This is a genomic window from Bacillus sp. BC08 (assembly GCF_054326875.1).
This window is the reverse complement of the sequence record NZ_JBTGPA010000031.1, coordinates 873,031-894,321: the sequence shown is the minus strand read 5'-3', so window position 1 is coordinate 894,321 and position 21,291 is coordinate 873,031. Positions and strand designations below refer to the sequence as shown.

Here is a 21,291-nt window from a genome sequence, read left to right as displayed (position 1 = left end):
ACCTTAAGATCGCATATGATCTTAAGGTTTTTTTCATAAATGGAACGAATTATTGATACAATAATAGTAAAAGGATGGACAACATATGATTACGTTTGAAAAAGTAAATGTAGAAAATGAAAACGTTGTTAAAGAAATGTTTCGCTCACATAGTTTAAGTGAGAATCAGGTACAGTATTGTGTGAAAGCTGATGATACATATATTGGTGTAATAGATTATCGTGTTCAAGAGGAGAGTGCGGTTTTATCTCAGTTAATTATTCACTTTGATTATCAAAGTTATGGTTATGGAACAAATACATATTTTACATTTGAAACGATGATGAAAGAAAGAAATGTGAAAGAGATAAAAGTAATACAAACGGAATTAACAGAACAAGCTAAATCTTTCATAGAGAGCTTTGGTTTTAATGAACAAGATGGGATATATGTGAAAAAAATATAACGATGTGTAGTTATGCGGAATAAATATAAGGCAGGTGGATATATGACGATGACTTCTGGTCTTGTATTAATTGGAGGGTGTTTTCTAGTAGCAGAGCTAATCCATATGTTCATTCGAAAGAGAATGAATAAGAAGAAAAAGCCGTATGAATTACAATATGCCCCTGTGTTTTTCCTTTTATTTTGTATGCTGATTACATTACAAAACATAACGAACTTTCCACCGCTTTTAAATATTTTTTTAAAATTCGGTTTGCTGTATAGTAGCACTGGAATAGCTCTTTTATTCCTTTTATTTTGCATACGTTATATTCACTATCAATCGTATATATTTATTTTAAATTGGTTAAAGCAAAATGAAAGAAACCGCCTTACATAAGGCGGTTTCTTTGTATTTGTAATAGCTTTGAAAGTTTTAGTAAGGTTAAACAGCTTAATCTAATAGAAATTCCATATAACACACAATACGAACTGCTATGGGTGCAATCTGAGATGAAATATAAGAAATGAAGTAACGAGATGCAGATGTTTTTGTATATAAAGCTCAAAAATTCATTAGAATTTATTGAAATGATTAGATGATTGCACATGTTATCTGTTGTTAGTATGTGGTACTATATGTTCTTAATCTATAACGTAAGTAGGTGTATAAATTTGAAATGTAAATCAACTAGTGTATCTTAAGTGCTGACAAATTGAAGAAGGGAAATTTTTAGGAGGTATCGTTTTTTGTATGTTTAATATTGATATGTTATTTCTTGAATGGATGACCACTCTGGAGGGAAGTGTGCTTACAATGCTTTTCAAATTTATATCCAGTATTGCAAATGAAACGCTGTATTTAGTTATAATTTCGATTTTATATTGGTGCGTTTCTAAAAGAAAAGCATTTCATATGATTGTTATGCTTTGTTTCTCTGGGTATATAGGGATAGTGGTAAAAGAATTCATGAAAATCCCGCGACCGTATACATACGACGGAATTCAGGCTTTATATGAAAAATCAGCCGCTGGTTATTCTTTTCCAAGTACACACGTCCAGTTAGCGACAACATTTTGGGGCTCTTTTATGATGTTATGTAAAAAGAGAATCATTTGGATCATTGGAATTATTTTTATAATATTAGTTGCTACTTCTCGTCTATATTTACGTGTACATTGGTTCAGTGATATAATAGGTGCCGTTTTAATTAGTGTCATAGTTGTTTATTTATATACGAAAGTAACAGAGGAATTAAGTGATAGGAAATTTATATTGTTACAACGAATTGTATTGGCAGTTTCACTCATTATGTATTTTATGACTGACCAAATAGATAATTTAAAATTACTTGGAGTTTTGACAGGTTCTACGATTGGCACCATGTTAGAAAATCATTTTATTAAAATGAACGAAAATAATAATTTAAAAATACAGGTAGTAAAAACAGTATTAGGTCTTAGTTTCATGTTCATGATACAGCTCATACTAAAAAAAGTAATCCCTGATATGTATTATTTACGTTATGTATTGACTGGAATTACAATTACTTTCATATGTCCATTTATTTTTCATATGTTACGGTTAAAAAATGTGAGTAACAAATAAATAATAGTTTGAATAAAAACGAGGTCTATATTATATATATTGAAAAAGTTTTCTGATATATCTATTGACAATGTATGAGAGATACATTACTCTTTAGAATGTAAATGATAATCAATTTCAACTAGGAGGACTTATGACACGCACTAAAAACTTGTTTATATTTTGCGTTATGTTATTAACGATCATAATTGCAGGGTGTAGTAAAGAAGAGAAGAAAGAAAATGATACATCAGCTAAAGCAAAAGATTCATATACAATAAAACATGCAATGGGCGAAACGACAGTAAATGGTACGCCAAAAAGAGTTGTCGTTTTAACAAATGAGGGTGCTGAGGCACTTTTAACTGTTGGAGTAACGCCAGTTGGAACGACAAAACCACGTGCTGGTGATGACTGGTATCCTCATTTAGCGAAAGAGTTAAAAGATACGAAAGTAGTAGGAACGGAGCGTGACATTAATTTAGAGGCAGTAATGCAGCTTCAGCCGGATTTAATTATCGGAAACAAAATGCGTCACGAAAAAATATATGAGCAGTTAAAAGAAATCGCGCCAACGGTATATGCTGAAACATTGCGCGGTGATTGGAAAGAAAACTTTACGCTTTATACAAAAGCTGTAAAAAAAGAAAAAGAAGGGCAAAATGCTCTTAATGATTATAAAAAGCGTATTGCAGCAATAAAAGAACAATTAGGTGATAAAATTAACTCTAAAGTTTCCATTATTCGCTTCGTTCCAGGTGATGTTCGTATTTATCAAAAAAATTCATTCTCAGGCGTTGTATTAAATGATATTGGATTTAAAAGACCACCACTACAAGATAAAGATGAATTTGCGATAAAAGGAATTACAAAAGAGCAAATTCCAAATATGGATGGGGACTATATATTCTATTTCACATCTGATAAAGATACGGATAAGAATAATGAAGGAAACACGTTAGCGAAAGAATGGACAGAAGATCCACTCTTTAAGCAGTTACAGGCTTCTAAAGATAATAAAGTATTCCAAGTAGATGAAGTGATTTGGAATACAGCAGGTGGTATTGTAGCTGCCAATCTTATGTTAGATGATATTGAAAAATATTTTCTAAAATAAATGAACGGTTGAGTACATCACTTTAAATGAGTGATGTACTTTTTTATTTATAAAAATACAGAAAATTCCTTCTTTTGGATGCGGATAAGTTGTACAATTAAACCAATCATGGAATAAAGGAGTGGGAATAAATGAAAGCTACTCATAAAGATTGGATTTTGTTTAACGGAAGAATGGTAAATACGAAGGAAGAACAGCCGATGATTCCATTAGAGGAGAGAGGCTTTCAATTTGGTGATGGTATATATGAGGTATTCAGATTATATGATGGGAAGCCACATTTATTAGATTTACATTTAGAACGATTCTTTAATTCTATGGAAGAAATAAAACTAATTCCACCGTTTACTAAGGAAGAGTTGGTGGAAGAGTTACATCAAATGATTGAAAAAAATCACTTTCAAGAAGATGGGAATGTATATTTGCAAATATCAAGAGGTGCTCAAGCACGTAATCATGTGTATGAATCAAATATGGAACCAACATATTTTGCAAATATAGTTTCGTTTCCAAGGCCAATTGCTGCAATGGAACGAGGAATAAAAGTTACTGTAGAAGAGGATATACGCTGGAAGTTTTGTCATATAAAATCTTTAAATCTGTTACCTAATATTATGATTAAAAATAAAATAAACGAACAAGGCTATCAAGAAGCGATATTAGTACGAGATGGAATTGTAACGGAAGGGTGTCATTCAAATTTCTTTATGGTGAAAAATAATAAATTGATTACACATCCGGCTGACAATTTCATTCTCCACGGCATTACACGTCACTTCGTTATTACATTAGCGAAAGAGTTACATATTGAAGTAGAAGAACGAGAATTTTCACTACAAGAAGTGTATGAAGCTGATGAGTGTTTCTTCACAGCGACACCACTTGAAATATTCCCAGTCGTTCAAATAGGTGATGAACAGTTTGGAACCGGCGGAAGAGGGCCAATTACAAAGAAACTCCAAGTTGCATATGAAGAAAGTATTCGTTCGTTTAAAGTTATGAACTAATATTGAAGAAAAAAGCTGGTATTCCTCCAGCTTTTTTTCATGATATAATTCAAGCATAGGACAAGTTTTGAAAACGCTGTAAAAAGGGGATTTAATGTATGAATTATGAAGATTTTAAAGAAGTAATTCACGGTAGACGAAGTGTTAGGAAGTTCACAGAACAAGAAGTATCCACTAGTGATATAAAAGAAATTATTGATTGTGCTCGTTATGCACCGAGTGATACGAACTCACAAACGTGGGAGTTCTTGGTCATTATGAACCGAGAGAAAATTAAAGAAATTGAACAAATGACATGGGATGCATTACATAAACTTGCGGCAAAAGCGGCAGAAAACGGAGAAGAGAAAGCAGGGAAATTACTTACACGTTCTTTCGGACCATATGCAACAGCTTTTTCGGAGGCGCCAGTATTAATCGTGTGTTTGGCAACACCATATGAATCAAAATTTCGCGAAAAGATATTTGATCCAATTGCTTTTGTTCCAGATTCAGTTTGGGAAGAAGAAGGGATTAAGAGTAGCTGTTTAGCAGCACAAAATTTAATGTTAGCTGCACATGCGAAGGGGCTTGGTACTTGTCCGATGACAGGACCGGTATTGTTAGCTCAAGATGAACTACGACAATATTTACAAATTGAGCCTGAAAAACAAATAAATATGGTTATTTCACTCGGTTTCCCGAAAGATAAGCCGAAGAAACTTCAAAGAAAAGAAGTAGATGAGATTACAACATTTGTTTTTTAAAGCTCAAAATAAAAAGACATTGTATGAACAATGTCTTTTTATTTTGGACAGGTATGTAATTAATCTGTTGGGCTAAAATGATAGATAAGAGGGAATTACTATTTATTTCATAAAAAAAATTAATGTTCTATTAAGGAAAGTATGATACATTAATCGTGAGCAATATTCTATTTGTTCATGAAAGTGTTGAAAGTAGTCTTATAATTTAAAAGTTATTTTTGTATAATAAATTATAATGAAATGACAGGGGGGATGAATTTTGAAAAAATTCATAATCACTGGATTGTCTGTATTGTTACTAGTTGGTTGCGGTACTCCACAGGAAAAAGAGGGTACACAATCAAAGCAGGAAGAAAAAGTTGTAAACGCGAGTAATGAGAATATAGTTTTATTTCCTGAGGGAGCAGTGCCAATTGGAGAAGGAAAAGTAAAAGTTATTACACCAGATGGCACGTCTGAGAATGGTAATATACCGGCTGTATTCATCAAAAAGGATACTTTAATTCAACATGTTGAATTAGAGCTTTCTAATTTTCAAAACGATAAAGAAACATTTGTATTTGTAGATCAAGTATATGCAGATAAATATCAAGTCACTAGTACAACACAGACAACCGTACAATTAAAAGAAAAGATGCTTGAAACAGGTAGTCATACGATTACTGCAGTTCAGTATGAAAACAATGACCCGAAAGGAAAGGTTATTAGTTTTAATCAAGCAACATTTGAAACAAAACCGGCGTCTTAATAAGAATAAAAAGTACATTACTCAAAAAGTAGTGTGCTTTTTTGTTTGGACTAGCGGATGTAATAGTGAATAACTTGTTTCGTCTTTTAATACGATTACATAGGAAGAGCTCGCTTGTTACTACTATGATAGAGGTCGAGGATGAAGATATAAATTGGTGTGTTCGTTTCTTCATGACTTGTTAATAGGAGCTATTTGTTTTACTATTATTTATCTTTTATATGATAAACTCGGATTAAGGTAAGTTTTAAAATAGAAATGTAGGTATTTCATTTGAAATGTCGAATAGTACATACGATGTCGTAATAACAAATTTTCTATTGTTTACTGTGAAACAGAAGAAGGGGAGAGAGTAGTTATGAAACGAGCTCTTATTAATATTGATTATACATATGATTTTGTAGCTGAAAAAGGTGCTTTAACTTGCGGGAAACCAGGGCAAGAAATTGAGAAGGAAATTGTACATATAACGAAGCAATATATTGAAAATGGAGATTACGTTGTCTTTGCAATTGATAAACATGAAGAAAATGATGTATATCATCCAGAATCAAAGTTATTCCCGCCTCATAATATAGCAGGTACAAATGGAAGAGATTTGTTTGGGGAATTACAAGATGTGTACGAAACATATAAAAATGCAGAGAATGTATATTATATGGATAAAACACGATATAGTGCATTTGCAGGAACAGACTTAGAGATGAAGTTAAGAGAAAGAGGAATAGAAGAAGTTCATCTTGTTGGTGTTTGTACTGATATTTGTGTTCTTCACACAGCAGTAGATGCTTATAACAAAGGATTTAAAATTGTAGTTTATGAAAAGGCGGTTGCGTCTTTTAATGCGCAAGGACATGAATTTGCACTCGGACATTTTAAGTCATGTTTACATGCAGAAGTAAAGTAAAAAAGAGGCCTTTAAAAGGTCTCTTTTTACGTTATAGCCCATTGTAAGTAATCTCCGCGAGTCAAAATATTTTCAAATGAACAATTCGGCGTTGTCTTAATATGCCCCTTTTGTTTAGGGAAGTATTGAGGTCTTAAAATAAAGTCACTTATAAAAAATTGTATCGTTATCTCCCTTTAGTTGATGAAAAAGGGTATATTTATAGAAGAAAGTGTAACAAGTAATAAGGAAATCAAAAGATATAACAATAAATTAGTTTTTCATGAAATTTTCATTAGTTAAGGGTGTGGATGGATGAGTTTATTAACGTATACTGAAGAATTTTTTAATTATGTAAGAGAGTTTTTACTTTTAAGATTTTTACTATTTGCTTTAGTTCTAATTATTATCTCATTTGTAATCAACCGTATTATTGATTGGTTTTTTAGGAAATCAAGCTTTTTTGATGAAGAGGTAGAGCAAACGATTCAAAGTGTGATTCGATCTATTTTTAGATATATCATAATCATCAGTCTAATCATATATTTAATTAGCCAATTTGTAGATATAAAAAGTATCATTGCAGGTGCAGGGATAGCGGGGGTTGTTATCGGTTTTGCTGCACAACAGATGCTAAAAGATGTTATATTAGGCTTTGCGCGATTAGCGGACAAAGAGTTTCGTGTTGGCGATTTTGTTACTTTTAACGGAACAAATTCAGGAACGATTGAGGAAATTAGTATTCGTTTTATGCAAATTCGTGAATGGTCAGGAAAACTCCTAACTATACCACATGGAGAGATTAGAACGATACAAAATTTTAATAAAGGATGGATGCGCGTAATTGAACGGATTACGGTAAGTTATCAGGAAGATCCTACAAGAGTTAAGGAATTGTTAGAAGAAGTTTGTGTAAATTGTAATGAAAAATTGGCTCCGAGTCTTTATAAAGTAGAGGGTGAAGCTGTTGAGCCGTTTAAATATGTTGGTGTTACAGATTTAAATCCGAATCTTAAATACGTTGGATATGAATTTTGTATTACAGGTTTAATAAAGCCAGAAGATTATTTTGAAACTTCTAGACAAGTAAGGTTTGAATTAATGTCTATGTTCCATAAGAATCAAGTGCAGATGCCAGCAGCAAATATGGTCGTTACTGCTGAAAGCTTACAGCATGCCCGTGCTGGACAATCTTTATCGGACAGTTAAAGTAGAACAGTTTGTTAACAAAAATTCTGCATCCAACATTGGATAGAAAAATAATAATAAAATGATTGAGATAAAGTAAGAGCCGAAGGAATTTGGCTCTTTTTAATTTGTAGAATTTAGAAATTTCTTAATGTTATAATGGTAGTTGGTGATGAGAATGAACTTTGAAGAAAAAGAGACGCATCGTTTAGAAGCATTAAAAGCAATTGCTGAATTATTAAATGAAGCAACAGACTTACAGGACATGTTAGAAAAAGTGTTACATACATTGTTACAAGTTATGAATTTACAAACAGGGTGGATATTCTTTATCGATGAAAGTGGAAAGCACCGTATGCTTGTAGATCAAAACTTACCTCCAGCTCTTACGTGGCAAGAAAAAAAGCCAATGTGTGAAGGAGACTGCTGGTGTGTAGAGCGTTTTGTGAATGGGAGATTAGAAAAAGCAACAAATATTATTGAATGTAAGCGGATAGAGGATGCGATTGAATGTAATTGGGGAGAGACAGAGGATGTTACGCATCATGCGACAATTCCTCTTAGGTCTGGGTTGGAGAAATTTGGTCTATTAAATGTGGCTTCGCCTCAAAAAACACATTTTTCAGAAGAAGAATTAGCATTATTAGAATCGATTGCATTTCAAATAGGTACGACAATACAACGTATTCAGTTAGTGGAAAAAGAACGTAAATACGTAGTGGTAGCTGAAAGGAATCGATTAGCTCGTGATTTACATGATTCAGTAAAACAATTGTTATTCTCTATTATGCTAACAGCAAAAGGTACTCTAAATATGACGCAAGATAGAGACTTGCAAGAGATGTTAAGTTATATTGGTGAATTATCACAGGAAGCATTACAAGAAATGACACTTTTAATTTGGCAATTAAGACCGGAAGGATTAGAGAAAGGTTTAGCAGAAGCAATTAAAAATTACGGGAAGTTGTTAGGGATTTTTGTGGAAGTTCGAATTGATGGAATGGTTTCAATTAGGGATGAAATAGAAGAAGTTTTATGGCGTATTAGTCAAGAAGCAATACATAATTGTAAAAAACATGCTTCATGTGAAAAGGTAAATGTTCTTTTAAAAATAGAAAATAACCAGCTATATTTTTACATAGAGGATAACGGAATAGGCTTTATACAAGATAACGTAAGAGAGACAGCGCTCGGTTTAAAAAGTATGAAGGAACGTATTCAGTTAATGAAGGGATCGTTTCAAATAAAAACGGAGTTGAAGAAGGGTACGAAAATTGAAATTCAATTGCCGGTTTGAAGGGGAGAATAAGGTTGAAGATTAAATTACTTTTAGTTGAGGATCATCATATCGTTCGAAGAGGACTTGTATTCTTTTTGAAAACGAGAGAAGAATTTGAAATTGTTGGGGAAGCGGAAAATGGTGAAGAGGCATTAACATTCGTCCAAAAAAAAAGGCCAGATATAGTATTAATGGATCTATCAATGCCGAAGATGGATGGTATTGAAGCAACAAAACGAATAAAACAGTATGATGAGACAATAAAGATACTTATATTAAGCAGTTTTTCAGAGCAAGATTATGTTTTACCAGCACTAGAAGCTGGAGCAGATGGTTATCAATTAAAAGAAGTACAACCTGAGCAACTTGTAGCTTCTATCATTGCAGTACAGGAAGGTAATGCGAATTTTCACCCGAAAGTAACACCAGCACTCTTAGGACGATCAGCAGTCAAAAAAGAAAAAGAAAACCCTTTTTCCATGTTAACGAAAAGAGAGCAAGAAGTACTTCGTGAAATTGCGAAAGGGAGAAGCAATAAGGAAATTGCAGCAGAGCTTCATATTACAGAACAAACTGTAAAAACACATGTTTCAAATGTTTTAGCTAAGTTGGAAGTAGATGATCGTACGCAAGCTGCATTATATGCGGTGAAACATGAGAAGAAATAATATTAAGTATGAATAATATAGTCATATGTTATGACAGAATACATAGAAGCAATTAAAAATGTATAGTGATTCTGAATAAAGGTTTTTCTTCTTTCAATAATTAGGTACAATAAGGTGAAACTTTAATCAGTGGGGGGCATTCCCACTGATTATTAGCCCGCAACAATTGGTTTTTTATGGGGTAAGGATGCGATGGAAGGGGAAGATATGCTATGCCAGGTACAAGAAATGGGCTTGGAAAGATTCAGGCTTCGTTAAACGGTTTATCACCGAAATTGCGAAGTATTGCTGAACATATATTGAAACATCCGCAAGATGTTGTACATAAATCTATTACAGAATTAGCTGAAGTTACGAATAGCTCCGAAGCTACGATATTCCGCTTATGTAAGCACCTTGGTTTTCAAGGGTTTCAAGATTTAAAGATTACATTAGCTCGTGAAATTGTACATACGCCAATGCAAAATATTCATGAAGAAGTTTCCGCGGAAGATAGCATGGTAACCGTTGCTAAAAAAGTTTTTCATTCGCATATTACAGGACTGCAAGATACATTACATTTGCTAAACGATACAGCGCTAGAGCAAGCTGTAAAAGTATTGCAAGATACAAGCCGTATTGAGTTTTATGGAAATGGTGGTTCTGGTATTATTGCGATGGATGCATATCATAAATTTATGAGAACAGGTATTTCTTGTATTGCTCATACAGATTCACATTTTCAAATTATGGGTGCGGGTTTACTTACGAAAGAAGCAGTAGTCATTGCAATTTCTCATTCTGGTAGCAATAAAGGGTTACTGGAAGCGTTAGAAGTAGCAAAAGCGAGGGGAGCTCGTATTATTGCGATTACGAGCTATCAGAAATCAGCATTAAGTCAACTTGCTGATATTACGTTATATACTTCAACACGTGAGACGGAATTCCGCACAGAAGCAAGTTCATCAAGATTAGCACAGTTAAGTTTATTAGATACTTTGTACGTTGGATTATCGTTACAACGACAAGAAGAAACGTTGCAAAATTTACAAAGTATACGTGAAACAATTTCGATGAAACGAATATAAAAGGTCCTTCAATTGAAGGGCTTTTTATATTGGTCAATAGCCTTTTGTAAAAATTTGATGATTATAATTTCCTGTTTTAAAAAACCTTTATTAATTGAGTCTTTTACTCCCATGTAGAGTTCTAAAAACTATTCATAGATGCAATTTCAGTTTTCCCTTTAAATAAACATTTGGCTAATAATTCAAATATTGTTCAATATTTAACAAAATGCTTTTAAAATTACATGTTATGATGAACGTGTAATGATGATTGAACATTTAAATTTGGCATAATGATGAGCCAAATCAGTGAAGACAGAAGTTGTGAGATGAACTCATTAAAATTCTAAAACACTAAAGGGGAGATCACATATGAAAGCAGTAGTAGTAAATAAAAATAGTAAAGCAAACATTGAAGTTATTGAAAAGGAATTACGTCCGTTACACTCAGGTGAAGCACTAGTAGATGTAGAGTATTGTGGAGTTTGTCATACTGATTTACACGTTGCAAATCATGATTTCGGAAACACAGATGGCCGCATTCTTGGTCATGAGGGTGTAGGTATTGTTACGAAACTTGCTGATGATGTTACTTCACTAAAGATTGGTGACCGTGTAAGTATTGCATGGATGTTCCAATCTTGTGGACGTTGTGAATATTGCGTAACTGGTAGAGAAACATTTTGCCGTGAAGTTAAGAATGCTGGTTATTCAGTAGATGGTGGTATGGCAGAACAATGTATTGTTACAGCAGATTATGCGGTGAAAGTACCAGAAGGGTTAGATCCTGCTCAAGCATCATCAATCACATGTGCGGGCGTAACTACATATAAAGCGATAAAAGTATCAGACATTAAACCTGGTCAACCTATCGTCATCTATGGTTGTGGTGGACTAGGTAACCTAGCTATCCAATATGCTAAAAACGTATTTGGTGCAAAGGTAATTGCAGTAGATATTAATGACGATAAATTAGCCTTAGCAAAAGAGGTTGGTGCTGATATGACTATCAATCCAATTTCTCAAGGTCCTGCGGATAAGATTGTTCAAGATGAGTTTGGTGGTGCTTATGCTGCTGTAGTAACAGCTGTTTCTAAAGTAGCATTCAATTCAGCAGTTGATGCAGTACGTGCTTGTGGTAAAGTCGTTGCAGTAGGTTTACCAGTAGAAACGATGGATTTAAACATCCCGCGACTTGTACTAGATGGAATTGAAGTCGTTGGTTCTCTAGTCGGTACTCGTAAAGACTTAGAAGAGGCATTCATGTTCGGTGCAGAAGGAAAAGTAGTGCCGGTCGTTCAAACTTGTTCTTTAGATAAAGTACAAAATGTATTCGAAGAAATGGAACAAGGAAGAATTCAAGGGCGTATGGTAATCGATTTTAAACAGCATAATTGTGATTGTAAATAATGCACTTTAAATATAAAAAGCATGAGTCTAGCTAAAGACATGTAAAAAAGTTAGACGCCAGAAAAGAGCTGATCCCTGCATTTAACAGAGATCAGCTCTTTTTATATCAATACCGATTTATGAGAGATGATTAAAGGTTCACTTTATCTGCAAACGAAAAAGAATCTTTACTTTTAACAAATTTCTTATGATCTGGAACGGTTTGAATTGCTACAACTTGCGAATCTCTTGCTTTCAGTGCATCTTGAATCCCGATTGTCATAAGCTTAATAAATAGAATCGTAATAAAGAATGAAGCGAGAGAATAAAAAATAATCCACCACGAAAGATTCATTTCATACCGATTTAATCCAATAAGGCCAGCCCAATCATTAGATAGAGAAACAGGTTTGAGCGCTCCATCATAGAGTTCCCGCATTTGGATCCCGCCAATTATAATATCAAGCAACGCTAAATGGATAACGAGTATGAGCGCTTGGACAATATGTTCCATGAATAACACAAATAAGCGATCAAGTAATAAGACTCGTAAGTGTTTTTTGATAATATGAAAACGGCTAGCCCCTAGCAATTGGGAACTTAAAATATAATCTTGCTTCATAAATTCATCAACCTCTGAGGATATATATAAAGAAAGTGTAGGCAGAGCGACGAATATAAGTACGAGTACTTGATAAAACGCAAATGAAATATTTGGATCTAATCTATCAGCATTTGATACGATTACAATATTAACGGGCGTGATGAGTATAAATGCGATAAATAAAGTAGGAATATAGTAAAAAACTTCTGAGCATGCTTGGAAAAATCTCTTGAATTTTGAAGCGTATAAACTTAAGAGGATTCCTATACATGTTCCGAATAATATGCGAAAGAAGCTAATTACCACGGCTAATAAAATGGTGAACTTTGCCCCTTCTATAATTTGTAAGAAAACAGACTCTCCAAAACGATCCGATCCAAAAGGCGGTATTAATGATGGTGGAAAGGGAGCCTTTCCAAGCAATTCGTTATTGTCATTGTAAAGTAACTGGGGAGCTTTTGGGATGGTATCTTTAAAGAACCAACTATAAATAAAACTAGCTGAAACAAGTATGAATAAATAAGTAAAGCCGATTAAAAAGCGTTTTGATTTCCAAATAGATTTCATAAAGCTGCTCCTTTCAATTGCTTTTGCCATTTATTCATCATGAAAGAGATGATTTGAAAAATGGCGTAAAACGGTAAAATAATCATGACAAGTATGATAAATGCAGCTGGCGGTGAAATAAACGCCTTTTTAAATAAAAATTGAATAATGCCTTGCATATTAAAAACGAATTCTAAAATGAATAAGTTAGACAGTAAGAAAACAAAAATCGTTTTTAAATGGTGGAAGAAGTGGATAGATATATTTTTGAATAAATGAATACAAAGTATATAACTTGATGAAAGGCCTTTGCCATATGCAACCTCTACGTAATGTTTTCCATGTTCTTCTTTTATGTATAACACCATCATTCGAAACATTTGTAATGTAGGTAAAACAGATAAAGATAAAATAGGGAGTAAATAAGCTCGATTTTCATTATAGGAAATAATGGTGAAAGGAGCTTCTCCGAATTTCTGAAGTACCCATATGAAAAATATTTGCAAACAAATCATCATCATCATATCAGGGACAGCTTCTAATATGAACACAATTCGGTTTATCCATTTTTTTATATAATCTTTTGCTAAAAAATAAAAAAATGCCATGCTAGATGATAAAAAGAGCGCAAGCAAAAAGGCTAAAAATAATATAGTAAATGAATATAGATAAGGTTCTAAAACAGTTGGAAATAATGGTGTTGTTTTTAAATGACCATACTTTGGGTCTGATCCTATAACCAACAATGATTCAGGGGAGAAAACCTGTTTTAACATAGTAACGATTTGGTCAAAAAAATAAATTGGTTGAAAGGTAAATCCTTGTTGAGTGATAAATAAATAAGGTAAATTTAATAATAGTAACAGTGATAAAATAATGGATGAAAGCTTAATTGTGAATTGAGATGTTTTATGTAACATTAAATCCCTCCGACATCTTTTTACAACATTATACAATAAAGTTTATAATATTGTTTTATTTTTCTGAAAAATATAAATACTATTAGATTTTATATTATGGAACATATATTTACAAGTTAATAAAGTGATAGTAGGATACGCGCTCTATGTTTATTAAGATAAAAGGAAGAGTGAACCGAAAACAATTTAAAGGGCAAAAGGGACAGAATTCCTATTAGGAAGGTAGTTGTTTTTTAGCTTGATGTTAAATGCTCCATAAAAATGAATATCTCTTTCCAACTTCTTTTTCGTCCAAATGAGTAGGAAGGACGATGTATGTATCCCTAATGGAAGAAAGAGAGTGTGTTACGTAACGAATAAAACGCAAATTTAACGCATTGAAAATTAAAATTTAGTATGTAAGTGGGGTGGAATGAGGGGGATATATGTTTTGTTATGAAAAAAATTTTCTCTTTAAAACTTGATTAAAGAAAAAATATTTTATATACTAATTCATGTAAACGGTTTACTAGATCGTATTTTGCTAGAAACGAAGGGAAGATTCGCATGGAAACAAGGGGGAGAGTTATCGGGATTGATATCGGTACCACAAGTACAAAAACGGTTGTGTTCACAGAAAAAGGAAAAGTCGTTGCATCACATGCAGTTGATTATCCAATTATTCAACCGAAAGTCGGATGGGCTGAGCAAGATCCTGATGTAATATGTGCTGCTGTATATAAAACTGTAAGCGTTGCCATAGAAAAAGGTAACGTGTTACCAGAAGATATTTCTTCAATCGGTATTAGTACAGCGATGCACGCATTAATTGCAGTAGATGAAAATGGTGCGCCATTAACGCGTTCTATCATTTGGGCAGATAATCGAAGTACGAAGCAATCAGAAAAATTATTACAACATATGAATGGGCATGACATTTATAGACGAACGGGTACACCAATTCATCCGATGTCGCCGCTTTGTAAATTATTGTGGATGAAAGAGGAAGAGCCAGAATTATACGCGAGTGCTTATAAATTTATTTCCATTAAAGAATATGTTTTGTATCAATTATTCTCACGTTACGTAGTGGATTATTCGATAGCATCTGCTACTGGGTTATTTAATTTAGAAACATTAAACTGGGATGAAGATGTTTTAACGATGTTACATATGTCACCAGAACAATTATCAACACCTGTGCCAACTACATATATTTTATCGGGTATGAAACCTGAATTAGCACAAAAGATGGGCATACGTGAAGATACTCCAGTTGTTATTGGTGCAAGTGATGGTGTTCTTGCGAATGTAGGTGTTGGGGCAATATCGCCTGGATCGGCTGCAATTACGATTGGAACAAGTGGTGCGGTTCGAACAATTTCGTCAAGTGTTAATACAGATGAAAAAGGAAGAACGTTTTGTTATGCATTAACGGACGAGCACTGGGTGATAGGAGGACCAACGAATAACGGCGGAATATTACTGAGATGGTTACGTGATGAATTTGGTAGCCCAGAACAAGAAGTTGCAAGGAAGCTTGGCATTGATCCATATGATTTATTAATCAAATATGCGGAAAGTGTACCAGCTGGAGCAGGTGGATTGCTATTTTTACCGTTTCTATCTGGAGAACGTGCACCTTACTGGAATGCAAATGCGCGTGGTACATTCTTTGGAATTAACCTGCAGCATAAAAGAGAACATTTTATACGAGCAGTCATGGAAGGTGTTTGTATGAGCGTATATTCTGTGGCACTCGCAATTAGGGATTGTACAGGGCCACTTACTGAAATACGCGTTTCAGGAGGGTTTGCGAAATCTGCATTTTGGAGACAAATGCTATCCGATATGATGGGAAAAGAATTGCTTGTTCCTGAAAGTCATGAAGCATCTGCGCTTGGGGCAGCGGCAGTTGCTTTATATGCTGTAGGAAAAATTGATTCTCTTGAAGAGGTAAAGGATTGGATTGATATTGTACATCACCATGTACCGAATAAAGAAAATACGGCTATATATTTAGAAATGTTTTATATGTATGAACGACTTTACAATCGCTTGAAAGAAGAATTTGATTGTATAGCTGCTTTCCAACGTAAACAATAGGGGGATTGGGAGAAATGGTAGTTGGGATCGTACTAGCGGCAGTTGTCATACTACTTTTACTTATTACGGTAGTAAAATGGCATCCATTTGTCGCGTTAATTTTAACAGCAATTGGTGTAGGACTAGCAATGGGAATGCCATTGATTGGAACTTCACCAAAAGATCCAGGGATTATCGACTCTATTAAACTAGGGCTTGGTAATACGTTAGGGTTTTTAGCGATAGTTTTAGCATTAGGAACGATGCTTGGAAAAATGATGGCCGAATCTGGCGGTGCTGAACGAATTGCTACCACATTAATTGATCGTTTTGGGAAGAAACGTGTTCACTGGGCAATGATGTTTGTTGCATTTTTGGTAGGGATTCCAGTATTTTTCCAAGTTGGATTTGTACTATTAATTCCATTGGTATTTACAATTGCGTTAGAAACTGGGGTATCACTTATTACAATCGGTATTCCACTAGTAGCAGGACTATCTGTTGTACACGGACTCGTTCCACCGCATCCAGCAGCGATGGCAGCGGTAGGCATTTTTAAAGCAGATGTAGGGAAAACAATTTTATATGCATTAATTGTCGGACTTCCAACTGCAATCATTTCAGGTCCGCTATACGGGAAATGGATCGGTGCTCGTATACATAAAGAAGTGCCATTAGATATAGCAGAGCAATTTATTGAAAGAGATAAGAAGAAGGAACTTCCTAGTTTCGGAAATACATTGTTTACTATTTTACTACCAGTATTTCTAATGCTAGGTGCATCGATTGCGGAAGTCGCGCTAAGTAAATCAAGTCAACTTGCACAAGTATTGCACTTTATTGGAGATCCAATCGTTGCATTATTAATTGCAACAATATATTCTTTCTTTAGTCTGGGTTATGCAAAAGGTTTCTCAAAGGATAAAGTATTACAATTTACAAATGATTGTTTAGGACCAATTGCGAACATACTGTTAGTTATCGGTGCAGGTGGCGCGTTTAATAAAGTATTATTAGATTCTGGAATTGGAACGACAATCGCAGAGATGGCAAAAGAATCTCATATTTCACCGATATTATTAGGGTGGGGAATTGCGGCACTTATCCGAATTGCGACGGGATCTGCTACAGTTTCTATGATGACAGCAGCTGGAATTGTAGCACCGATTGCAGCAAGTACACCAGGTGTAAACGTTGAACTATTAGCACTTGCAACAGGTGCAGGATCATTAATTTTATCACATGTAAATGATTCTGGATTTTGGATGATTAAAGAGTATTTCGGAATGACTGTGAAGGAAACATTATTAACATGGACTGCAATGGAGACAATATTATCTGTTGTAGCACTTGGACTAATTTCGTTATTAAATATATTTGTATAGAATGGGAGATTGATTAATATGAAACTAGGTTTAATTGGATTAGGAAAAATGGGATTCCCATTAGCAGAACATTTATATGAAGACAAGCATGAAGTAGTTGTATACGATGTAAATAAAGAGCTTGTTGAAAAGGCAGGAGCTTTAGGGATTACTGCTCGTCATACATTAAAAGAAATGATTGCTGAACTAGAAGCTCCGCGTACAATTTGGGTAATGGTACCTGCGGGAGAAGTTGTTGAATCAGTATTAAAAGATGTGTATCCATTATTAGAGGAAGGTGATATCGTTATTGAAGGTGGAAATTCATTCTATAAAGATACGTTACGCCGTGCGGAAGAAGCGAAAAGCTTTGGTTTACATTACGTAGATATCGGAACATCAGGCGGTGTAGAAGGAGCTAGAGACGGTGCTTGCTTAATGGTTGGTGGAGAAAAAGAAATTTACGATCAATTAGAACCTTTATTTAAAGATTTAGCAGTAGAGAATGGTTATTCTTATGCTGGCCGCGTTGGTAGTGGCCATTTCTTAAAAATGGTTCATAACGGTATTGAATACGGTATGATGCAAGCAATTGCTGAAGGATTTGAAGTATTAGATAAAAGTGATTTTGACTTCAATTATGAAGATGTTGCAAAAGTATGGGCAAACGGATCAGTTATCCGCGGTTGGTTAATGGACTTAACTGAAAAGGCATTTGCGGAGGACCCTAAACTAGATGGCATTAAAGGGGTAATGAACTCTTCAGGAGAAGGGAAATGGACTGTTGAAACGGCACTTGAACTTCAAGCGGCAGCACCGGTAATCGCAATGTCATTATTTATGCGTTACCGTTCTCAAGAAGATGATACATTCCACGGAAAAGTAGTTTCAGCTCTTCGCAATCAGTTCGGTGGACATGAAGTTGTGAAAAAATAGGAAAGAACTTTTGAAAAGAAACTTGTGCAAAGGCGCAAGTTTCTTTTTTTATAGTGAAAGAAATTTCTCATTTAAAAATACCAATCAATCATTGTTTATTTGTACGGATTGTATCAAATATAAAGGGAAGTATGAACGATGTCCCAACATAAAAATAAGAATAAATAAAATGAAGTTTTCATAAATAGTAAAAGGATGATTATGTCATCAGTGTAGCTATGAAATGGTGTTACATATGAAAAGAGCGTGTTAATAAAATATGAGGTGGTTAAATGGGAAATGAGAAAGTGAAGAATGCAGGGGAAGAAAAAAAGTTATGTCTTTGTATGATTGTTAAGAACGAGTCTAGAATTATGGAAAGATGTTTAAATGCTACAAAATCAATTGTAGATTTTGTTTCTATTTGTGATACGGGATCAACAGATCATACACCTGAAATTATTGAAAATTGGTGTAAAGAAAATGATATCCCTGGAACAGTTCATCATGAACCATTTAAAAACTTTGGTTATAACAGAAGTTTAGCTGTTAAATTGGCACAAACAACATATCCAGAAGCAGATTATTTATTAATATTAGATGCGGATATGATATTAGAAGTTGATCCTGATTTTGATAAGACTAGTTTAACGGAAGACCATTATCTTACATTGCAATATGATATTCATATTAAGTATTGGCTTACACGCCTTCTTAAAGCTTCTTTACCATGGAAATCTGTTGGTGTTACTCATGAGTATTGGGATATAGATCGTTCCAAAGTTGGTGCGGATTACAATACGAGGGTAGCTAGGCTAGAGACACTTGTCGTTAACGATCCAGGAGATGGTGGGAGTAAAGCTGATAAATTTGAGAGAGATGAGAGGTTGTTGTTACAAGGATTAAATGATCCAGAAACAACGCCAGATTTGCATATAAGATATTTATTTTATTTAGCCCAAACTTATTTTCATTTAAGTCAATTTGAAGATTCGATTAAATGGTATAAAAAACGAGTGGAAGCAGGGGGATGGGTTGAAGAGGTGTTCTATTCGTTATTGCGAATAGGATTTTGTTATGAACAATTAGCAAACCGTTCAGCAAATAAACAATATGAAGTAACAGAAGCTGATGAAATAGAAAATGCAAAGAATCAAGAAGAGCAATATACAGCATTAGCTATTCTTTATTTTCAAAGAGCGTGGGAATATAGACCAACTCGGGCTGAACCATTATACCAGCTTGCAAGAATGTATCGATTAAAATCTCAAAATAATATTGCTTTGATGTATTCGTTGCAAGGGAAGGAGATTCCTTTTCCGAAAAATGATCTTCTATTTGTAGATTATCATGTGTATGATTACTTATTTGACTATGAGATTTCTATAAGTGCTTTTTATATACCGCATAAAAAACATTTAGGTGCAGTATCACAGAAATATTTGGAATCGAAAAAAGAAGAGTTACCGTTGCATATAGCAAATATGGTAGAAAGTAATGCGAAATTTTATTAAATACATTTTCGGTTAAAGGAGTAGTGGAGTAATCATGGAATTAATACGATGGGCGCTAGAATTAGGGGAATCTGTGCATGGAAATACGTATGAAGAATTGATGCCACTACTAGATTATTATTATGATCGTGATCATTTAAAAGCGTATTGTATCGCAAATCTTCTTATAGACATGGACGTAGCAGAAGAGCATCGGGAAAAAATTGAATTAAGAAGGTGCATTGCTGCTTATTATGCTGGAATGTATAAAGTAGCAAAAAAACATGCAAATGAGCTGTTAATGAAATATCCGGATGTGGACTTATATAAAAATAATTTAAGACTAATGGAAGTATATTTGAATAAAGAATATGATTATTGTCTTTTTATATGTCCAAAGACGTATGGTAGTTTCATAGATGTCGCGCGAGCTTTGAAATGGGGATTGGAGCAAGAGGGAAATACAGCAATTATTTCAGAAACAATATTAGAAAATGTAAAAAAAACAATTGTTTTTGGAGCGCATACATATGCGCATAACCCGAATCTACTTCCGAAGAATGCAATTATTTATAATTTAGAACAGCTATATGAAGGAAGCCCTTATGCGCACCCACTTTATTTAATGTTATTAAAAGATAAGGAAATTTGGGATTATAGTAAACAAAATATAGCATGGTTAAAACAAAAAGGGATAGGAAAAGAAATAAAACATGTAGGAATGAACTATGCTCCAACTTTGGAAATAAAAAAAGATGCATTTGATGATGAGATCACTGAAGACATTGATATACTGTTTATAGGTGCTCTTAATTCGAGGCGGCAAGCTATTTTAGATCAATTAAAAGCAGTTGCTCCAAATTTAAATATAGTTTTTAAAAATAATGCGTGGGGAATTGCTAGAAATGAATTGATTGCTAGGTCTAAAATTATATTAAATATTCATTTTTACTTGTCAGGTATTCTTGAAACACCTCGGGTATCTTATGCAGTGGCAAATAAAAAGTTTATTATTTCGGAAAATAGTAATCCAGAGGACGAGATGGAGTGGCCAGGAATTGTGTTTACTTCGTACGAAAAAATAATAGAAAATATTTTGAAATATATATCTTTACCAGAAGAACGTAATAAATTAGCAGAACAAGCGTATGCCCATTTTGAAGCGAATGGAAGCAGAGGTATACTGAGGCATAATGGTGGAGAATCGTAATTGTGAAGAACTCATACTTTCGTATGAGTTCTTTTTTTTGCCTATCATACTATTTTATCAAGCTAGTTCCCTCTTTATATTGTGTTTTGT

The 21,291-nt window shown here is 33.9% G+C and carries 20 protein-coding genes; 18 read left to right on the top strand and 2 right to left on the bottom strand.

Features of this window, described 5'->3' with window-relative positions; all coding sequences use genetic code 11:
* The first annotated feature begins 85 nt into the window (after positions 1-85).
* From ACXVYO_RS15150 to adhP, 13 genes are all read left to right on the top strand, one after another.
* Entirely contained in the window at positions 86-445 is a 360-nt protein-coding gene (locus ACXVYO_RS15150; RefSeq protein ID WP_458467655.1) for a GNAT family N-acetyltransferase, read from the top strand.
* A gap of 48 nt (positions 446-493) precedes the next feature.
* Positions 494-823, top strand: a complete 330-nt coding sequence (locus ACXVYO_RS15145) for a hypothetical protein (RefSeq protein ID WP_458467801.1) — start codon at positions 494-496, stop codon at positions 821-823.
* Between the two features lie 354 nt (positions 824-1,177).
* The gene (locus ACXVYO_RS15140) at positions 1,178-2,032 is read left to right on the top strand and encodes a phosphatase PAP2 family protein (RefSeq protein WP_458467654.1); all 855 of its coding nucleotides are present in this window, start codon (positions 1,178-1,180) and stop codon (positions 2,030-2,032) included.
* A 133-nt stretch (positions 2,033-2,165) separates the two neighbouring features.
* A complete protein-coding gene (locus tag ACXVYO_RS15135) occupies positions 2,166-3,128 on the top strand; it encodes an ABC transporter substrate-binding protein (protein WP_458467653.1) in 963 nt (320 codons plus the stop codon).
* Between the two features lie 131 nt (positions 3,129-3,259).
* Entirely contained in the window at positions 3,260-4,135 is an 876-nt protein-coding gene (dat, locus tag ACXVYO_RS15130) for a D-amino-acid transaminase (protein WP_458467652.1), read from the top strand.
* A gap of 98 nt (positions 4,136-4,233) precedes the next feature.
* Positions 4,234-4,881 carry a nitroreductase family protein gene (locus tag ACXVYO_RS15125; RefSeq protein ID WP_458467651.1) on the top strand — a complete coding sequence of 216 codons (648 nt, stop codon included), beginning with the start codon at positions 4,234-4,236 and terminating at the stop codon, positions 4,879-4,881.
* 259 nt (positions 4,882-5,140) lie between these two features.
* Entirely contained in the window at positions 5,141-5,629 is a 489-nt protein-coding gene (locus ACXVYO_RS15120) for a putative periplasmic lipoprotein (protein WP_063262774.1), read from the top strand.
* Positions 5,630-5,987: 358 nt separating this feature from the next.
* A complete protein-coding gene (locus tag ACXVYO_RS15115; protein ID WP_073518473.1) occupies positions 5,988-6,536 on the top strand; it encodes a cysteine hydrolase family protein in 549 nt (182 codons plus the stop codon).
* 294 nt (positions 6,537-6,830) lie between these two features.
* Positions 6,831-7,724, top strand: a complete 894-nt coding sequence (locus ACXVYO_RS15110) for a mechanosensitive ion channel family protein (RefSeq protein WP_458467650.1) — start codon at positions 6,831-6,833, stop codon at positions 7,722-7,724.
* A gap of 157 nt (positions 7,725-7,881) precedes the next feature.
* Entirely contained in the window at positions 7,882-9,000 is a 1,119-nt protein-coding gene (locus ACXVYO_RS15105; RefSeq protein ID WP_458467649.1) for a GAF domain-containing sensor histidine kinase, read from the top strand.
* A gap of 14 nt (positions 9,001-9,014) precedes the next feature.
* A complete protein-coding gene (locus ACXVYO_RS15100) occupies positions 9,015-9,650 on the top strand; it encodes a response regulator (RefSeq protein ID WP_458467648.1) in 636 nt (211 codons plus the stop codon).
* Between the two features lie 212 nt (positions 9,651-9,862).
* Positions 9,863-10,717 (top strand): MurR/RpiR family transcriptional regulator, encoded by an 855-nt coding sequence (locus ACXVYO_RS15095; RefSeq protein ID WP_458467647.1) that lies wholly within the window; start codon positions 9,863-9,865, stop codon positions 10,715-10,717.
* 351 nt (positions 10,718-11,068) lie between these two features.
* Positions 11,069-12,106 carry an alcohol dehydrogenase AdhP gene (adhP, locus tag ACXVYO_RS15090; RefSeq protein WP_063262781.1) on the top strand — a complete coding sequence of 346 codons (1,038 nt, stop codon included), beginning with the start codon at positions 11,069-11,071 and terminating at the stop codon, positions 12,104-12,106.
* Positions 12,107-12,236: 130 nt separating this feature from the next.
* On the opposite strand, the gene ACXVYO_RS15085 is transcribed toward adhP, so the two are convergent.
* Both ACXVYO_RS15085 and ACXVYO_RS15080 read right to left on the bottom strand, forming a co-directional pair.
* On the bottom strand, positions 12,237-13,256 hold the full coding sequence (locus tag ACXVYO_RS15085; protein ID WP_458467646.1) for an ABC transporter permease: 1,020 nt from the start codon (positions 13,254-13,256) through the stop codon (positions 12,237-12,239).
* Positions 13,253-14,155, bottom strand: coding sequence for an ABC transporter permease subunit (locus ACXVYO_RS15080; protein WP_458467645.1), 903 nt, complete (start codon positions 14,153-14,155; stop codon positions 13,253-13,255). The genes ACXVYO_RS15085 and ACXVYO_RS15080 overlap by 4 nt, the downstream gene beginning before the upstream one ends.
* A 546-nt stretch (positions 14,156-14,701) precedes the next feature.
* On the opposite strand from ACXVYO_RS15080, the gene gntK reads away from it, so the two are divergent.
* From gntK to ACXVYO_RS15055, 5 genes are all read left to right on the top strand, one after another.
* Positions 14,702-16,240, top strand: a complete 1,539-nt coding sequence (gene gntK, locus ACXVYO_RS15075; RefSeq protein WP_458467644.1) for a gluconokinase — start codon at positions 14,702-14,704, stop codon at positions 16,238-16,240.
* Between the two features lie 14 nt (positions 16,241-16,254).
* Positions 16,255-17,604, top strand: coding sequence for a GntP family permease (locus ACXVYO_RS15070; protein WP_458467643.1), 1,350 nt, complete (start codon positions 16,255-16,257; stop codon positions 17,602-17,604).
* An 18-nt stretch (positions 17,605-17,622) separates the two neighbouring features.
* On the top strand, positions 17,623-18,519 hold the full coding sequence (gene gnd / locus ACXVYO_RS15065; RefSeq protein WP_000765991.1) for a phosphogluconate dehydrogenase (NAD(+)-dependent, decarboxylating): 897 nt from the start codon (positions 17,623-17,625) through the stop codon (positions 18,517-18,519).
* A 272-nt stretch (positions 18,520-18,791) separates the two neighbouring features.
* The gene (locus tag ACXVYO_RS15060) at positions 18,792-20,012 is read left to right on the top strand and encodes a tetratricopeptide repeat-containing glycosyltransferase (protein ID WP_458467642.1); all 1,221 of its coding nucleotides are present in this window, start codon (positions 18,792-18,794) and stop codon (positions 20,010-20,012) included.
* Between the two features lie 34 nt (positions 20,013-20,046).
* Complete coding sequence (locus tag ACXVYO_RS15055) at positions 20,047-21,201, top strand: glycosyltransferase family 1 protein (protein ID WP_458467641.1); 1,155 nt, start codon at positions 20,047-20,049, stop codon at positions 21,199-21,201.
* Positions 21,202-21,291: the final 90 nt, after the last annotated feature.

Coding starts and splice junctions, on each gene's coding strand:
- ACXVYO_RS15150 (WP_458467655.1), top strand. CDS start 86: ATGATTACGTTTGAAAAAGTAAATGTAGAAAATGAAAACGTTGTTAAA.
- ACXVYO_RS15145 (WP_458467801.1), top strand. CDS start 494: ATGACTTCTGGTCTTGTATTAATTGGAGGGTGTTTTCTAGTAGCAGAG.
- ACXVYO_RS15140 (WP_458467654.1), top strand. CDS start 1,178: ATGTTTAATATTGATATGTTATTTCTTGAATGGATGACCACTCTGGAG.
- ACXVYO_RS15135 (WP_458467653.1), top strand. CDS start 2,166: ATGACACGCACTAAAAACTTGTTTATATTTTGCGTTATGTTATTAACG.
- dat (WP_458467652.1), top strand. CDS start 3,260: ATGAAAGCTACTCATAAAGATTGGATTTTGTTTAACGGAAGAATGGTA.
- ACXVYO_RS15125 (WP_458467651.1), top strand. CDS start 4,234: ATGAATTATGAAGATTTTAAAGAAGTAATTCACGGTAGACGAAGTGTT.
- ACXVYO_RS15115 (WP_073518473.1), top strand. CDS start 5,988: ATGAAACGAGCTCTTATTAATATTGATTATACATATGATTTTGTAGCT.
- ACXVYO_RS15110 (WP_458467650.1), top strand. CDS start 6,831: ATGAGTTTATTAACGTATACTGAAGAATTTTTTAATTATGTAAGAGAG.
- ACXVYO_RS15105 (WP_458467649.1), top strand. CDS start 7,882: ATGAACTTTGAAGAAAAAGAGACGCATCGTTTAGAAGCATTAAAAGCA.
- ACXVYO_RS15095 (WP_458467647.1), top strand. CDS start 9,863: ATGCCAGGTACAAGAAATGGGCTTGGAAAGATTCAGGCTTCGTTAAAC.
- adhP (WP_063262781.1), top strand. CDS start 11,069: ATGAAAGCAGTAGTAGTAAATAAAAATAGTAAAGCAAACATTGAAGTT.
- ACXVYO_RS15085 (WP_458467646.1), bottom strand. CDS start 13,256: ATGAAATCTATTTGGAAATCAAAACGCTTTTTAATCGGCTTTACTTAT.
- ACXVYO_RS15080 (WP_458467645.1), bottom strand. CDS start 14,155: ATGTTACATAAAACATCTCAATTCACAATTAAGCTTTCATCCATTATT.
- gntK (WP_458467644.1), top strand. CDS start 14,702: ATGGAAACAAGGGGGAGAGTTATCGGGATTGATATCGGTACCACAAGT.
- ACXVYO_RS15070 (WP_458467643.1), top strand. CDS start 16,255: ATGGTAGTTGGGATCGTACTAGCGGCAGTTGTCATACTACTTTTACTT.
- gnd (WP_000765991.1), top strand. CDS start 17,623: ATGAAACTAGGTTTAATTGGATTAGGAAAAATGGGATTCCCATTAGCA.
- ACXVYO_RS15060 (WP_458467642.1), top strand. CDS start 18,792: ATGGGAAATGAGAAAGTGAAGAATGCAGGGGAAGAAAAAAAGTTATGT.
- ACXVYO_RS15055 (WP_458467641.1), top strand. CDS start 20,047: ATGGAATTAATACGATGGGCGCTAGAATTAGGGGAATCTGTGCATGGA.